A 15,389-nucleotide genomic window follows, 5' to 3' on the forward strand; every position below is an offset into this window, starting at 1 on the left:
TCGCAACCTGAGGGTTGGTAGCGTTTCCGGTGTGGCCACTACACACGGAACCCGGGCAACTCTCGACAAACAGCCGCGCGAAGTCGCGTCGATGTTCGATGACGTCGCGGAGCGATACGACCTCACCAACACCGTGCTGTCCTTCGGCCAGGACAAAGGGTGGCGCAAAGCCACCCGCGAGGCTCTGGACCTGAAGCCGGGCGAAAAGGTACTCGACCTCGCGGCCGGTACCGGAGTCTCGACAGTCGAACTGGGACGATCCGGAGCTTGGTGTGTCGCCACCGACTTCTCCAAGGGCATGCTGAAGGCCGGACGCGCACGCAACGTGCCGATGGTGGCGGGCGACGCCATGAACCTTCCTTACGCCGACGACGTGTTCGACGCCGCGACTATTTCCTTCGGCCTGCGCAACGTCTCCGACTTCGAGGCCGGCCTGCGCGAGATCGCCCGCGTCACCAAACCAGGCGGACGCCTCGTTGTCAGCGAGTTCTCGACCCCCGTGTTCAGCCCGTTCCGCACGGTCTACATGGAATACCTGATGAAGGCGCTCCCGCAGGTCGCCCGCGCCGTGAGCAGCAACCCGGACGCCTACGTCTACCTCGCCGAATCCATTCGGGCCTGGCCGACGCAGGAAGAACTGGCCCGCAAGATCGAGGCTGCCGGCTGGAAGAACGTCAAATGGCGCAACCTCACCGGTGGCGTCGTAGCGCTGCATTACGCAACGCGGTAGTCAGCCGAAGAGTGGTCGGGAGTCGATCCTTCGGGACGCGGCTCCCGACGCCCGCCATGCCCGCGCCGTCAGGTCGGCGTCGGCATCGGTGACGAGGTTTCCCATCACCCGCACCGCGATGGTCATCAGAGCCTTCGAGCGCATCGCGATGGGTCCGGACGCCGGTAGGAACTGCGGGACGGTGAGCAGTCCGGCAAGGCGACGCGCCACCGAGAATGCCTGCCCGTAATGCTCTCGAAGGACGCTCGGCCACAGCTCGGTCAGATCGTCGGCGCCGAGGTGTTCGACTATCAACCGTCCGCCTTCGAGGGCGTAGTCGATGCCCTCACCGTTGAGTGGATTCACACAGGCCGCGGCGTCGCCGATGATCGCCCAGTTGCGTCCGGCGATGTTCGAAACCGCACCGCCCATGGGCAGTAAAGCTGAAGCGACGGAATGGATTTCACTGTTCCAGGACCATTCGCTGCGGCGCTGTTCCGTATACAGATCGAGGAGTGGACGGAGCGCTCCGGAGGCCGGTCGCTTGGCTGTCGCCAAGGTGCCGACGCCGATGTTCACCTCGCCTGTCCCCAGCGGGAAAATCCAGCCGTAACCCGCTTGGATCGTGCCGGCTCCGTCGCGGAGTTCCAGATGCGAGGTGATCCACGGGTCCGCGCTACGGGGCGTTCCGACGTACGCACGGGCCGCAACGCCGTACGCGGTCTCCCGATGCCATTCGCGCCCCAGCTTCTTGCCGAGGGTCGAGCGAACGCCGTCGGCGACGATCAAGGTTCGGCAGCGCAGAGTGCTGTTGCCCGAGGGGCCTGACAGGACGACCCCGGTCACCCGATCGCCGCTGAGTTCGACGTCGACGGCCTTGGTGCCCTCGATCATCACCGCACCTGATTCGATCGCGCACCGGCGGATCCTGTCATCCATTTCGGTGCGGGGGACAGCGCTCCCGATCGACGGGAACGATGTCCCCGGCCATTCCAATTCCAGTTCCTGACCGAAACCCGACAGACGGAGTCCACGGTTGGTCGTATGTGATCTAACCCACTCACCCAGGCCTAGTTGATCGAGTTCGGCGACGGCGCGCGGAGTGAGTCCATCACCACATGTCTTGTCTCGGGGGAACACGGCAGCGTCGACGAGAACTACGTCGCGGCCACTGCGTGCGGCCCAGGCTGCGGCCGAAGAACCCGCTGGACCAGCACCGATGATCACAATGTCGGTTTCGGTCGGCTGCGGATTCACGGCGGGGGACTGCTCTTCTCCGGACACACTCACATCTTCCCAGGCTCATGTTCACGACCGTGGCGAGGCCGTCCGGTGAGCGAGGCGCTAGGTTCACTACCGTGGGAACCGAGCCGTCACTGACGACAGGAATGGGTACTGACATCGTGAGCACCGAAAAGACTGCTGCCGACGCAACAGCAGTGAGCACCGTCGTTGCAGGAATCGACTTGGGCAACGACGAGCTTGCTGCAGTAGTTCGTAGTGGACTCTCCGATGTCGAAGAATTGTTGGTCAGCGAGCTGTCCGACGGGGAGGACTTCCTCACCGAAGCCGCGCTGCATCTCGCGCGCGCCGGCGGGAAGCGTTTCCGTCCGATGTTCACGATCCTGACGGCACAGCTCGGACCCAATCCGACTGATCCGTCCATCATCACCGCAGCCACCGTCACAGAACTCGTGCACCTCGCGACGCTCTATCACGACGACGTCATGGACGAGGCGTCCATGCGACGCGGCGCTCCGAGTGCCAACGCACGCTGGGGTAACAGCGTCGCCATCCTGGCCGGTGACTACTTGTTCGCTCACGCGTCACGGTTGGTCTCGACTCTCGGCCCCGAAGCCGTCCGCATCATCGCCGAGACATTCGCGGAGCTGGTCACAGGCCAGATGCGTGAAACGATCGGTGCCCGTCAAGAACAAGATTCGATCGAGCACTACCTCAAGGTCGTGTGGGAGAAGACCGGTTCGCTGATCGCCGCAGCTGGTCGATTCGGTGGCACGTTCTCCGGTTTCGACGCGGCCCACATCGAACGACTCGAGCGTTTGGGTGACGCGGTCGGCGTTGCATTCCAGATCGCGGATGACATCATCGACATTTCCTCCGTCGCTGAGCAGTCGGGTAAAACGCCAGGTACGGACCTTCGAGAGGGTGTCCACACGCTCCCCGTGCTCTACGCATTCCAGGAGGAAGGCGCTGACGCCGATCGCCTACGTGAACTGCTCGCCGGGCCCGTCACCGAGGATGCCGACGTTGAAGAGGCTCTCGCATTGCTCGATCGTTCCCCCGGTATGGCCAAGGCAAAGGCAAAGTTGGGCGAATACGTGGTTGCAGCGCGGGCACAGCTCGCGGAGTTGCCGCAGGGTCCCGCAAACGAGGCACTCGTACGGCTTATCGACTACACCGTGGAACGAGTTGGCTGACGCATAGCGGATCCTGCTGTTGCCTGGGGAACCTGCACACCACTGCCCTTCGTTGACTGAGCAAGTCGGTTGAAACACCGATAGGTTTCAGGCGAGCTGTGAGCTCGGACGGGTAAGAGGTGAGCGCTGTGCACGGCTACGCAAACGGAGCCAAGACTTTCGGGCTATTGGTCGGAATGTCCGCCCTGATCGTGTTCGTCGGATCGTTGTTCGGCAACTCGACCATCTTGTTGGGGTCAATCGTCTTTGCCGTGGGAATGAATGCCTACGTCTACTTCAACAGCGCCAAGCTGGCACTGCGCGCGATGCGTGCTGTGCCCATTACCGAAGTAGAAGCGCCGGCGATCTATCGCATCGTGCGCGAGTTGGCGACGACGGCACATCAGCCGATGCCGAGCCTCTACGTCAGCCCCACAAACGCGCCCAACGCCTTCGCTACGGGCCGCAATCCGCGACATGCCGCTGTGTGCGTGACCAGTGGAATCATGGCGCTGTTGAACGAGCGTGAGCTGCGAGCCGTACTCGGTCACGAACTGTCACACGTCTACAACCGGGACATTCTGATCTCGTCCGTGGCCGGCGCGATGGCCGCCGTGATTTCCGGTCTCGCCAACTTCGCGATGTACGCCAGCATGTTCGGCGGTCGGGGAAACGGGCAGGGATCCAACCCGATCGCGCTGCTACTCGTCGCTCTGCTGGGGCCGATAGCGGCGACGGTGGTAAAACTCGCGGTCTCCCGCTCACGGGAGTATCAGGCCGATCAATCGGGAGCTGAGCTCACCGGAGACCCGTTGGCGCTCGCTTCGGCATTGAGGAAGCTGGAGGCGGGCGTTGCGGCCGCTCCATTGCCTCCGGAGCCGCAATTGGCAGCTCAGTCGCATCTCATGATCGCAAACCCGTTTCGGGCGGGGGAGAAGATGAGCAAGCTGTTCTCGACGCATCCGCCGATGGCCGATCGGATCGAACGTCTGGAGAAGATGGCAGGGATGTAGGGGCCTCCGGCCCCTGTGCGCCTTTTTGGTGGTTCGCACTACCAAAAAGGCGCACAGGGGCGCAGCCCCTACCTGTAGTTCACGAACTGCAGTGCGATTCCGAAGTCGTCACCGCGGAGGAGAGCCATGACGGCCTGGAGGTCGTCACGCTTCTTGCTGCTCACGCGGAGCTCTTCACCCTGGATCTGCGCTTTGACGCCCTTAGGGCCCTCGTCACGGATCTTCTTGGTGATCTTCTTGGCATTCTCGCTGGTGATGCCCTGGACCAATGTCCCGGACAGCTTGTAGATCTTTCCGGACTGGGCCGGCTCGCCGGCATCGAACGCCTTCAGAGAGATGTCACGGCGAATCAACTTTTCCTTGAACACCTCGAGTGCGGCCAGCAGACGCTCCTCGGTATCGGCGTTCAACGTGATCGTCTCTTCACCCGACCAATCGATCGACGCACCGGTGTTCCGGAAGTCGAAACGCGTGGTCAACTCCTTGGCAGCTTGATGTAAGGCGTTGTCTACCTCTTGACGGTCTACTTTGCTCACCACGTCGAAGGACGAATCAGCCACTTCACACTCCCGCTTCCCAGTCATTCACGAACATCGTGTTGCATCCACCTTCCATACCGGTGGATACCTCGACGGTATCGGTTCGGCACCGCCTGTTACCACCCGGTTTGCTAAATGGGGGTGGGTTCGTTGTATTCTTCTCACCGCACCAAGGAAGTCGTTCTTGGCCGCTGCGCGTCGCGATATACTTGCGAGAGCATCGGATCAGGACCCTGGTGCAGCATGGCAGATTGCCCGAGCGGCCAATGGGAGCGGACTGTAAATCCGTCGGCGTATGCCTACGTAGGTTCGAATCCTACATCTGCCACACAGAGTCAGCCCCGATCTTCGAATCAGAAGATCGGGGCTGACTTTTTTGTATCTGCAGGTTGGTTCGCGCAAAGGGTTGGTCTACCGACCTGTGTCTGCAGCCGGCGCGTTGCACTCTCTCCCTCTGCACTCTCTCCGTCTGCACTCTCCCCGTGGTTAGAGAGGAGGTGCAGATGCAGCCCGGGAAACTCACTGCGGTGGGTTTCGGCCCCGGAACCATTCGGGTTCCTGCCAGAAGGGCCTTTTGGCAGGAGTGGGACCTTCCGAGGCTGAATTACGGGTCCATCTGCGGGGTTCTGGCGTCATCCCAGTTCGCAGATAGGCCTCGCCATGCGCGCCAATCGGTGCAACAATGGGCTCCGGTACCAATTTTGCCGCGTTGACCAGCCGATTTGGTGCTGACGACTGTTTCTGTGTAATCTTTCGGAGGCTTCAAGAGAGCGGAAACGCACTCCAGAGGCCACGCCCCCTTAGCTCAGTCGGTAGAGCGTTTCCATGGTAAGGAAAAGGTCAACGGTTCGATTCCGTTAGGGGGCTCGCTGGATTGGGGTGTCGTGCTTACGCGCGACACTCGACACCGAGGCGGTGTAGCTCAGTTGGTAGAGCAAACGACTCATAATCGTTGCGTCGCCGGTTCAAGTCCGGTCACCGCTACACAATATGCATGATCCACCCTGATTGCTCGTAATCAGATACACCCGAAAGAAGGCATCCCGTGGCCTCCTCGACCGACGTTCGGCCCAAGATCACCTTGGCCTGCGAGGTATGCAAGCACCGTAACTACATCACCAAGAAGAATCGGCGCAACGACCCCGATCGCCTGGAGCTCAAGAAGTTCTGCTCCAACTGCGGAACCCACCAGTCGCATCGCGAGTCGAAGTAGCACAGTCCTTAACCGGACAGCGATTTTCGCGGAAAACCCTCTCCGGGCCTGCGTCTTCGGGTCCAAGCTAGAAGAGAGTTTTTCCGCGTGACAGATTTGCAAGTGAACGAGGCAGCGGCCGAGGTCCCCCTGGACCCGGCCGCTCATGCCGTCCAGATGGTTGGTCACCACTATCGTGTCGAAGACTTCTACGAGGTCGGGCGCGAGAAGGTGCGCGAGTTTGCTCGCGCTGTCCAGGACGCGCACCCCGCGCATTATGACGAAACCGCAGCTAAGGGCCTCGGATACGACGGCCTGATCGCTCCGGTGACGTTTGTTGCGATCGTGGGCAGTATCGCTCAGCGACGTCTGTTCGATGAAATCGTCACCGGCTACGACCTGAGTCAGATTCTCCATACCGACCAACGGGTTGTGCTGCATAAGCCAATTCAGGTTGGGGATCGACTCTTCTGCGACGTCTACCTGGATTCGTTCAGGCAGGCAGCAGGTAGCGACATCATCGTAACCAAGAACATCATCACCGATCAGAACGACGACGAGGTCGTCACGATGTGGACAACTCTGGTTGCCCGCACCGGCGGCGAGGTGGACGAGAATATCGCCCACGCAGTCAAGGATGTGATGATGCATGTCGCTTCGTAAATTTTCCGACGTGAGCGTCGGCGATCTCCTTCCGGAGAAGGCCGTCACGCTGACGCGTGGAAACCTCGCCAATTATTCTGGTGTCGCGGGTGATCCCAACCCGATTCACTTCAGTGACGAGGTTGCTCGACTTGCCGGCCTGCCCGATGTGGTGGCGCACGGCATGCTCTCCATGGGCATCGGTGCCGGTTACGTCACCGAATGGCTGGGGGACCCGGGCGCTGTGACCGAGTACAATGTACGGTTCACTAGCCCGGTCATCGTGGCGGCCGACAAGGCTGCCGAGATCGAGTTCACCGGTAAGGTGAAGTCGATCGACGAAGAAAGTAAGACTGCAGTACTGGCAATTGTGGCGAAGTCCGAAGGCAAGAAAATTTTCGGTCGCGCCACTGCCACGGTCCGTCTGGCCTGATAGCCGGGTAGATTGTGTTTGTTCCGGGGCTTTGAAGTACACTGAGATTTCTGGGATTCCTCAGCGCTGCGCGCTGCCCTGAATGTCGCAAGATATTCATCTTGGGTAGCGCGTGTGTTGTGTGATCGCAGAGCGGTTGATCGAAACAGCAGGCATGAAAATGTCGGCGGTAGACGTCAACCAAAGGGGCGTAGCTCAACTGGCAGAGCAGCGGTCTCCAAAACCGCAGGTTGCAGGTTCAAGTCCTGTCGCCCCTGCCCCCGGATGCCAGCGACTGAGAGGAACGACGTGAGCGAGGAGCGCGACAAGCGCGACGCCGACACTTCGAACGCGGAGACGTTACCGTCTGCCGATTCGACCGGTGTTGACGACACTGCAGCTGACGCGGTCACGCGTTCCGATCTTTCGCTGGACAAGGACAGTGACCAAGAGTCACCTTCCACGTCTAGTGGGGTTTCCAACAAGCCGACCGGAAAGCGCGCTGCACGCGGCGCCTCGGTCAGCGCGTCCACCGTGAAGACTCCGGCCCGGACGGCATCGGCACAGCCGAATGCAAAGAACCCCGGTAAGAAGCCCAAGGCGAAGAAGGACAACCTCTTCAAGCGCCTTCGGAAGTTCTTCCGCGAGGTCATCTCAGAACTCCGCAAGGTCATCTGGCCGAACCGTAAGCAGATGGTCACCTACACCAGCGTCGTGCTGACGTTCGTGGTCTTCATGGTCGCTTTCATCAGCGGCGTCGATATCGCTGTGATCAAGGGTGTCACCTGGCTGTTCGGCTGATCGCCGTACAACCGGGCGTCTTTGCCTGCGAGCGCGACACGACCCGACCCGGGTCCGAGTAACGAGAGGAAGCGAGTGCCCCAGTGAGCACCCCCGAGAACGACACGAATGAGGCCTTGGCCGAAGAGCGTGTTTCTGCCGAGGCGGCAGCCGAAGTAGACGTCGTGGTTGCCGAAGGCACCGATGCTGACAGTGCCGATGGCACCGAAGCCGACGCTGTCGAGACCGAAGACGCTGTCGAGACCGAAGCAACAGAAGACGTCATCTCCGAGGACGCCGAGAACTCCGACGAAGCTGCTCCCGAAGCCGACCTCGAGGTCGAGGATCCGGTTGCGGAATTGAAGGCTGCTCTGCGCCGCGCACCGGGCGACTGGTACGTCATTCATTCGTACGCAGGTTACGAAAACAAGGTCAAGACCAACCTCGAGACCCGCGTTCAGAACCTCGACGTCGGTGACTACATCTTCCAGGTGGAAGTTCCCACCGAAGAGGTCACCGAGATCAAGAACGGTCAGCGTAAGCAGGTCAACCGCAAGGTTTTGCCCGGCTACATCCTGGTCCGCATGGAACTCAACGACGAGTCGTGGGGCGCAGTGCGCAACACGCCGGGCGTCACCGGATTTGTCGGCGCCACATCGCGCCCGTCTCCGTTGTCTCTCAACGACGTCGTGAAGTTCCTGCTTCCCCAGCAGGAGCAGAAGAAGCAGCAGGCAGCAGCGGCTGCTGTCGCAGCAGGCGAGGCACCGTCCGAGTCCTTCGGCAAGCCCCTCATCGAGGTCGACTTCGAGATCGGCGAATCCGTCACTGTCATGGACGGTCCGTTCGCGACTCTGCCGGCCAGCATCAGCGAGGTCAACGGCGAGCAGCAGAAGCTCAAGGTTCTCGTATCGATCTTCGGTCGTGAAACCCCGGTTGAACTCAACTTCAACCAGGTCGCAAAGATCTGACCCCCCCACACTTGCACTGTAAGACGCAAGACACACACCCAAGCTAGAAACTAGGAACTAGAGATGCCCCCAAAGAAGAAGAAGCTCGCCGGGCTCATCAAGCTGCAGATCCCCGCAGGTCAGGCTAACCCTGCACCTCCCGTGGGTCCCGCGCTCGGTCAGCACGGCGTGAACATCATGGAATTCTGCAAGGCATACAACGCGGCGACTGAGTCCCAGCGCGGCAACATTGTGCCTGTCGAGATCTCGGTCTACGAAGACCGGACCTTCGATTTCAAGCTGAAGACCCCTCCCGCATCGCGTCTGCTGCTCAAGGCTGCCGGCGTTGCCAAGGGCTCCGGCGAGCCGCACAAGACCAAGGTCGCCACAGTGACCATGGATCAGGTGCGCGAAATCGCAAAGACCAAGGCAGAAGACCTCAACGCCAATGACATCGAGCAGGCCGCGAAGATCATCGCCGGCACCGCTCGTTCCATGGGCATCACGGTCGAGGGCTAAAAGCTCTCCGCTCCACAGCATCGCGTGGGAGGGCCGGCCAGGCCCTGACCACAACTGAACCATTCACCCGCTGCAGGTAGTACCGCACTGCGGTGAGAAGTAAGGACAGAACAAATGGCAAAGCGCAGCAAGGCGTATCTCGCCGCCGCTGAGAAGATCGACGCAGACAAGCTCTACAGCCCGCTTCAGGCTGCAAAGCTCGCCAAGGAGACGTCGTCCACCAAGATGGATGCAACCGTTGAGGTTGCAGTTCGTCTGGGCGTCGACCCCCGTAAGGCTGACCAGATGGTCCGCGGAACGGTTAACCTGCCCCACGGCACCGGTAAGACCGCTCGCGTCATCGTGTTCGCTGTTGGCGAGAAGGCAGCAGAAGCTGAGGCTGCAGGCGCTGACGTAGTCGGTGCAGAAGACCTGATCGAGCGCATCCAGGGTGGATGGGTCGATTTCGACGCCGCAATCGCGACCCCTGATCAGATGGCCAAGGTCGGCCGCATCGCCCGAGTCCTCGGACCCCGTGGCCTGATGCCGAACCCGAAGACGGGCACCGTTACGGCGGATGTCACGAAGGCTGTCAACGACATCAAGGGCGGAAAGATCAACTTCCGCGTCGACAAGCAGGCCAACCTGCACTTCGTCATCGGCAAGGCATCGTTCGACGATGAGAAGCTGGTGGAGAACTACGGCGCAGCGCTGGACGAGATCCTGCGTGCGAAGCCCTCGTCGGCCAAGGGCCGCTACGTGAAGAAGATCACGGTTTCGACCACCACCGGTCCGGGCATCCCGGTGGATCCGAACCGTACGCGCAACCTCCTCGAGGATGCTGCAGACGCGTAAGCAGTTCGCTGAACACTAGAAGGCCGGCAGGGATCACTCCCTGCCGGCCTTCTTGCTGTTTGTCAGTCCTTCTTGCGCCAAGCGAGCAATACCGAGTCGTGGTCCGCGGGTGCCCAGGGTAGGAAAACCGCGACGACAACTGCGCAGATCAAGACGGATCCGGTCGCGACCAGTGAGGCAGTGTGTGAGCCTTCGAGGACCGCGGACTTCATCGAGATGATCAGCGTCTCGCGGGATGCGTCGAGGATCTGCGGCACTTCCCGTTCACGCATCTCGAGGACGCTGAGTACCGAGGCTTTCGCGAATCCCTTCTCGTCGTCGGACATCATCGCGGCGGGCACCTGGTCGATGAGGGGACTGACTTTGCTCGAGTAGTACGACGCGACGATCGATCCGAGAACCGCGACGCCGAGGGTGCCGCCAATTTCGCGCGTCGTGTCGTTGACTGCCGAGCCTGCGCCGGCCTCGTCGAGTGGGAGTGAAGACATGATCGATTCGGTCGCGGGACCCTGGACAATCCCGAGTCCGAGTGCCATGAACACCATGGACGGCAGAACGTCGATCACGTAACTACTGTTCACGTCGACGAGTCCGCCGAGGAACAGCCCGAGACCGGTGAGGAGCAGGCCGGTCACGATGACAGCAGTGGATCCGATTCTTTGGGCCAGGAGCGTCGCGACCGGTGCGCCGACGGCCACCGACACGGCAAACGGCAGCGATGCCACTCCGAATTCGAATGGCGTGTACTCGCGAACACCCTGGAAGTACTGGGTGATCAGAAACAGGAAGCCGAACATCGAGAAGTACGCGATGGCGATGGCGAGCGCGGGTAGAGCAAAACGGCGGTTGCGGAACAGGCGCATATCGAGAATCGGCGAGGCAGTGTGCAGTTCCCACGCTACGAACCCGATGAGGATAGCTACGGCGCCGATGCCGACGCCCAGGGTTGTCGAACTCAGCCAGCCGTAGCGAGGGGCCTCGATGATTGCCCAGACGAGAAGCGTGATGCCGGTGATCGACAAGACGATCCCGAGTGTGTCTACGCCGGAAACTTTCGACGACTTCGACTCCGGAACCCAACGCAGGACTGCCAGGACTGCGACGGCGGCGACCGGAACGTTGATCCAGAACACGGAATGCCAGGAGAAGTGTTCGAGAAGCCAGCCGCCGGACATCGGACCGATCGCGATCGCGAATCCGGCCATCGCAGTCCAGGCGGCAATGGCAAGTGCCCGTTCACGTGAATCGTCGAAGATGTTGATGATGAGGGCAAGAGTTGCCGGAAAGACCGCTGCGGCAAAGATTCCCATCGCGGCCCGGGCAGCGATGACCTGCTCCAACGAACCCGACATCGCGCCCGCGACAGACATGACACCGACGCCGATCAGTCCGACGATCATTATCTTTCGACGACCATGCCTGTCGCCGAGGTTGCCGAAGGCGAGTAGTAGTCCGGCAAACGTGAGTGTGTAGGCGTCGACAACCCACTGAAGTCCGCTGACATTCGTACGAAGTTCGACGCCGATGGAGGGCAAAGCCACGTTCACTATCGTGTTGTCGAGGACGACCAGCAATTCGGCAAGGCAGATGACGGCGAGTGCGATGCATCGTCCGGAGCGGGAGCCGATCGGCGACCTTCGGGCTTCCGGTGGAATTTCTGTGGTGTGCGTCATGGAGCAACGCTAACCCGTAACCGTTACTTGGAGTTACGTGTAAATTGGGATACTCCATGACCGGCGCGTCACATTCAGGACCGCTTTGTGTTGCACATCACCGATCGCATGTGTGGATCGCCGGCGAGTTGGAGATGCACCCCCGGGTGCGGTAGTCTTCGACACGGAGTTCAGTGCTGGATATGAACTTCACCCCAAAATCATGTTCTACCCAAGACCGTTGGTTATTGCACTCAGAAATGAGTGTGGTTGAAAGTCCGGGATTGCCCGGCGCCCACGCAGGAGGACGAGGTAGGGGGAAAACTTTCGGAAGCGGTTCAATCCGTTCCTGTTTGTCTCCTCTGTACGCCCCGTGCGCCCTGCGCCGGGGCGTTTTGCATGTCTTAGGTCCTTCGCCTTGTGTCGAGTCGGGTTTCCCGGCGAGGCGCAGCGGTTCCGAAGTGGGATAACGACTGTCACGAGAGGAGGCGAAGTATGGCAAAGCCTGAGAAGATTTCTGCAGTTGCAGAAATCACCGAGCAGTTCAAGGGTTCGACCGCTGCTGTGGTCACGGAATACCGTGGTCTGTCAGTGGGCAACATCACGACACTGCGACGCGCTCTCGGAGAAGGTGCCACCTACTCCGTCGCCAAGAACACCCTGGTTAAGCGTGCCGCCAAAGAGGCTGGCATCGAGGGCCTTGATGACCTGTTCGTCGGACCGACCGCCATTGCATTCATCAAGGGCGAACCGGTCGACGCTGCGAAGGCACTGAAAAACTTCGCAAAGGACAACAAGGCGCTCATCATCAAGGGCGGCTACATGGACGGCGCTGCGCTGTCCGTGGACGAGGTCAACAAGATCGCGGATCTCGAATCCCGCGAAATCCTGTTGGCTAAGCTTGCCGGCGCGATGAAGGGCAACTTGGCAAAGGCCGCAGGCCTGTTCAATGCTCCCGCTTCGCAGATGGCCCGTTTGGCTGCTGCACTGCAGGAGAAGCTGGCCGCAGAAGGCGGAGCTTCGGCTCCCGTCGAAGCTGCCGAAGAGGCTGCTACCGAGGCTCCGGCCGAGGCCGAAGCCGAAAGCTGATCCGCACCCGCGCATCACTGCTATAACCCCGCCCGGTCGCGGATCAGCGACATGGGACTTACCGGAAGGACCGCCACAATGGCGAAGCTCAGCACCGAAGAATTGTTGGACCAGTTCAAGGAGCTCACCCTCCTCGAGCTCTCGGAGTTCGTTAAGGCATTCGAGGAGACCTTCGAGGTCACCGCTGCTGCTCCCGTCGCCGTCGCCGTTGCAGGCGCACCGGCTGCCGAGGCTGCTGAAGAGCAGGACGAGTTCGACGTCGTCCTCGAGTCGGCTGGCGACAAGAAGATCCAGGTCATCAAGGTCGTCCGTGAGGTCGTTTCCGGCCTCGGCCTGAAGGAAGCCAAGGATCTCGTCGAGAGCGCTCCGAAGGCAATCCTCGAGAAGGTTTCGAAGGAAGCAGCAGAAGCTGCAAAGGAAAAGCTCGAAGGCGCCGGCGCGAAGATCGTCATCAAGTAAGACGGTTTTCCCCGCTGCTCTCACGAGTAGTAGAAGAGGGTCACTTCCTACGGGAAGTGGCCCTCTTTTTTGATCAATTTTCTGCGCGAGATTTGTCCGAATCTGAGCAGGTCGGAACTGTGTGAGAACGGACCTACCTGGTGAATTGTGTTCCTTCCCTACCGGTTAGTAGTATTCGCGGTCACGGGTAACACATACATGCGATAGAGTGACCCAACCCACATGGGGTGCATGCATCGGACGTCGCGGAGGTAATGGTGGGAGTCGAGGTAGCGGTACAAGGACTGACAAAGTCTTTCGGGTCGCAAAGGATTTGGCAGGATGTGTCGTTGACGCTCCCTGCCGGTGAGGTCAGTGCTCTTCTGGGACCGTCGGGCACCGGTAAGTCGGTATTTTTGAAGTCCTTGATCGGACTGCTCCGCCCCGAACAGGGCTCTATCGTGATCGACGGCACGGACATCCTCCAGTGCTCCTCCAAGGAGCTCTACGAGATTCGCAAGTTGTTCGGTGTGCTCTTCCAGGACGGCGCACTGTTCGGTTCCATGAACTTGTACGACAACATCGCTTTCCCATTGCGTGAGCACACCAAGAAGTCCGAGTCGGACATCCGCAAGATCGTGATGGAGAAGCTCGATCTCACGGGTCTCGTCGGCGCCGAGGACAAGCTCCCCGGCGAGATCTCCGGCGGTATGCGCAAACGTGCAGGTTTGGCGCGGGCGCTCGTTCTCGATCCCGAAATCATCCTCGTCGACGAGCCGGACTCCGGCCTCGACCCGGTTCGCACCACCTACATCAGCCAGACACTGATCGACATCAACGCGCAGAGCGACGCCACGATTCTGATCGTGTCGCACAACATCAACCTCGCTCGAACCGTGCCGGACAACATCGGCATGCTTTTCCGTCGCCAACTCGTCATGTTCGGCCCGCGTGAGGTGCTCCTGACGTCGGACGAGCCCGTCGTCAAGCAGTTCCTCAACGGCACCATGATCGGTCCGATCGGTATGTCGGAGGAGAAGGACGAAGCACAGATGGCTCACGAGCAGGCGCTCGTCGATGCCGGTCACCACGCTGGTGGTGTCGAGGATGTCGAGGGCATCGTTCCGCAGATGAAGGCAACGCCCGGTAATCCGGAGCGTCAGGCCGTCGGACGACGTCAGGAACGTGTCCGCCAGATCATGCACACCCTTCCGGCAAACGCGCAGGCCGCAATTCAGGACAGCCTGAACGAAGCCGGCGTAGGTGGCCAGTACGATCCGCAATACGCCGACGCAAGCGGTTACGCAGGCGAGTGGGACGGAAATTCGCAGGACACGCAGGTGATCCCTGCATACGAGGGCGATCCATACGGAAACACGACGCACGGGCAAGGGTAGGCATATCGGATGGGTGTCACCCGCAACTCGGTTCTGAGTCCCGTCAACGGAGCGCTAACTCAGGCCGGAAATATCGTCGAGCTGTTTGTCGAGGTCGTCAAGAACACGTTTAGACGCCCATTCCAGTTTCGCGAGTTCATCGAGCAGGCGTGGTTCATCGCCAGCGTGACGATCTTGCCGACTGCACTAGTCGCTATTCCGTTCGGCGCCGTCGTCTCGCTGCAGACAGGCTCACTGATCAAGCAACTCGGTGCTGAGTCGTTCACCGGCGCCGCCAGTGTCTTGGCGGTGATTCAGCAGGGCAGTCCGCTTGTGACAGCCCTGCTGGTTGCTGGTGCGGCCGGCTCGGCGGTGACCGCCGACCTCGGATCGCGGACTATTCGTGAAGAGATCGATGCCATGGAAGTTCTGGGCATCAATCCCATTCAGCGACTGGTGGTTCCACGTGTTCTCGCGATGATTCTTATCGCCGTGTTGCTCAACGGACTTGTGTCCGTCGTCGGTATTGCGGGTGGCTACTTCTTCAATGTGATTCTGCAGGGCGGTAATCCGGGCGCGTACATCTCGTCGTTCTCGGCCTTTGCGCAGCTGCCCGACCTGTGGAGCGGCGAGATCAAAGCAGCGGTGTTCGGGGTCATCGCGGGCGTTATCTCGTCGTACAAGGGACTGCATCCGTCGGGTGGGCCCAAGGGCGTCGGTGAAGCCGTCAACCAGGCCGTGGTCATCACGTTCTTGTTGCTGTTCTTCGCCAATCTGATTCTGACGATGGTGTACCTCCAGATCGTGCCGGCGAAGGGATCTTGACCTAA

General features: G+C 60.5%; 17 protein-coding genes and 4 tRNA genes. 18 read left to right on the forward strand and 3 right to left on the reverse strand.

The features are described 5' to 3' along the window. Positions 1-31: 31 nt before the first annotated feature. The gene (locus BDB13_RS11685) at positions 32-730 is read left to right on the forward strand and encodes a demethylmenaquinone methyltransferase (RefSeq protein ID WP_094271790.1); all 699 of its coding nucleotides are present in this window, start codon (positions 32-34) and stop codon (positions 728-730) included. Here the strand turns inward: BDB13_RS11685 and BDB13_RS11690 are convergent, their stop codons facing one another. After that, entirely contained in the window at positions 731-1,993 is a 1,263-nt protein-coding gene (locus BDB13_RS11690) for a geranylgeranyl reductase family protein (protein WP_094274857.1), read from the reverse strand. A 104-nt stretch (positions 1,994-2,097) separates the two neighbouring features. On the opposite strand from BDB13_RS11690, the gene BDB13_RS11695 reads away from it, so the two are divergent. Both BDB13_RS11695 and htpX read left to right on the forward strand, forming a co-directional pair. After that, positions 2,098-3,147 (forward strand): polyprenyl synthetase family protein, encoded by a 1,050-nt coding sequence (locus tag BDB13_RS11695; RefSeq protein ID WP_094274858.1) that lies wholly within the window; start codon positions 2,098-2,100, stop codon positions 3,145-3,147. A 128-nt stretch (positions 3,148-3,275) separates the two neighbouring features. Continuing rightward, positions 3,276-4,139 (forward strand): zinc metalloprotease HtpX, encoded by an 864-nt coding sequence (gene htpX / locus BDB13_RS11700; protein WP_094274859.1) that lies wholly within the window; start codon positions 3,276-3,278, stop codon positions 4,137-4,139. Positions 4,140-4,207: 68 nt separating this feature from the next. On the opposite strand, the gene BDB13_RS11705 is transcribed toward htpX, so the two are convergent. Beyond that, complete coding sequence (locus BDB13_RS11705) at positions 4,208-4,699, reverse strand: YajQ family cyclic di-GMP-binding protein (protein WP_094271791.1); 492 nt, start codon at positions 4,697-4,699, stop codon at positions 4,208-4,210. Positions 4,700-4,923: 224 nt separating this feature from the next. On the opposite strand from BDB13_RS11705, the gene BDB13_RS11710 reads away from it, so the two are divergent. The 11 genes from BDB13_RS11710 to rplA all read left to right on the forward strand — a co-directional run bounded on the left by BDB13_RS11710 (position 4,924) and on the right by rplA (position 10,004). After that, positions 4,924-5,006, forward strand: a tRNA-Tyr gene (locus BDB13_RS11710). Between the two features lie 466 nt (positions 5,007-5,472). After that, positions 5,473-5,545: transfer RNA gene (locus tag BDB13_RS11715), tRNA-Thr, on the forward strand. Between the two features lie 44 nt (positions 5,546-5,589). Then, a tRNA-Met gene (locus BDB13_RS11720) sits at positions 5,590-5,662 on the forward strand. A gap of 61 nt (positions 5,663-5,723) precedes the next feature. Next, on the forward strand, positions 5,724-5,891 hold the full coding sequence (rpmG, locus tag BDB13_RS11725) for a 50S ribosomal protein L33 (protein ID WP_094271792.1): 168 nt from the start codon (positions 5,724-5,726) through the stop codon (positions 5,889-5,891). Between the two features lie 156 nt (positions 5,892-6,047). Continuing rightward, entirely contained in the window at positions 6,048-6,533 is a 486-nt protein-coding gene (gene hadA / locus BDB13_RS11730) for a (3R)-hydroxyacyl-ACP dehydratase subunit HadA (RefSeq protein WP_254923016.1), read from the forward strand. Then, the gene (gene hadB / locus BDB13_RS11735) at positions 6,520-6,945 is read left to right on the forward strand and encodes a (3R)-hydroxyacyl-ACP dehydratase subunit HadB (protein WP_094271794.1); all 426 of its coding nucleotides are present in this window, start codon (positions 6,520-6,522) and stop codon (positions 6,943-6,945) included. The genes hadA and hadB overlap by 14 nt, the downstream gene beginning before the upstream one ends. Positions 6,946-7,129: 184 nt before the next feature. Then, a tRNA-Trp gene (locus tag BDB13_RS11740) sits at positions 7,130-7,202 on the forward strand. Positions 7,203-7,233: 31 nt separating this feature from the next. Further along, complete coding sequence (gene secE, locus BDB13_RS11745; protein ID WP_169632636.1) at positions 7,234-7,725, forward strand: preprotein translocase subunit SecE; 492 nt, start codon at positions 7,234-7,236, stop codon at positions 7,723-7,725. Between the two features lie 83 nt (positions 7,726-7,808). Continuing rightward, positions 7,809-8,672 carry a transcription termination/antitermination protein NusG gene (gene nusG, locus BDB13_RS11750; RefSeq protein WP_094271796.1) on the forward strand — a complete coding sequence of 288 codons (864 nt, stop codon included), beginning with the start codon at positions 7,809-7,811 and terminating at the stop codon, positions 8,670-8,672. Between the two features lie 63 nt (positions 8,673-8,735). After that, on the forward strand, positions 8,736-9,170 hold the full coding sequence (gene rplK, locus BDB13_RS11755) for a 50S ribosomal protein L11 (RefSeq protein ID WP_094271797.1): 435 nt from the start codon (positions 8,736-8,738) through the stop codon (positions 9,168-9,170). A gap of 114 nt (positions 9,171-9,284) precedes the next feature. Then, positions 9,285-10,004, forward strand: a complete 720-nt coding sequence (gene rplA / locus BDB13_RS11760) for a 50S ribosomal protein L1 (protein ID WP_003941982.1) — start codon at positions 9,285-9,287, stop codon at positions 10,002-10,004. Between the two features lie 62 nt (positions 10,005-10,066). Here the strand turns inward: rplA and BDB13_RS11765 are convergent, their stop codons facing one another. Further along, a complete protein-coding gene (locus BDB13_RS11765; RefSeq protein WP_094271798.1) occupies positions 10,067-11,677 on the reverse strand; it encodes an MFS transporter in 1,611 nt (536 codons plus the stop codon). Between the two features lie 474 nt (positions 11,678-12,151). Here BDB13_RS11765 and rplJ point away from each other — a divergent pair, with 474 nt between their 5' ends. From rplJ to BDB13_RS11785, 4 genes are all read left to right on the forward strand, one after another. Beyond that, positions 12,152-12,745 carry a 50S ribosomal protein L10 gene (gene rplJ / locus BDB13_RS11770; protein ID WP_094271799.1) on the forward strand — a complete coding sequence of 198 codons (594 nt, stop codon included), beginning with the start codon at positions 12,152-12,154 and terminating at the stop codon, positions 12,743-12,745. A gap of 78 nt (positions 12,746-12,823) precedes the next feature. After that, positions 12,824-13,204: a 50S ribosomal protein L7/L12 gene (gene rplL, locus BDB13_RS11775; protein ID WP_094271800.1), complete on the forward strand. Its 381-nt coding sequence runs from the start codon at positions 12,824-12,826 to the stop codon at positions 13,202-13,204. Between the two features lie 254 nt (positions 13,205-13,458). After that, positions 13,459-14,580 carry an ABC transporter ATP-binding protein gene (locus tag BDB13_RS11780; RefSeq protein WP_094271801.1) on the forward strand — a complete coding sequence of 374 codons (1,122 nt, stop codon included), beginning with the start codon at positions 13,459-13,461 and terminating at the stop codon, positions 14,578-14,580. Positions 14,581-14,589: 9 nt separating this feature from the next. Beyond that, positions 14,590-15,384 carry an MlaE family ABC transporter permease gene (locus BDB13_RS11785; RefSeq protein ID WP_094271802.1) on the forward strand — a complete coding sequence of 265 codons (795 nt, stop codon included), beginning with the start codon at positions 14,590-14,592 and terminating at the stop codon, positions 15,382-15,384. Positions 15,385-15,389 lie beyond the last annotated feature (5 nt).

The sequence above is a fragment of the Rhodococcus sp. OK302 genome (assembly GCF_002245895.1).
Taxonomy (GTDB): Bacteria; Actinomycetota; Actinomycetes; order Mycobacteriales; family Mycobacteriaceae; genus Rhodococcus_F.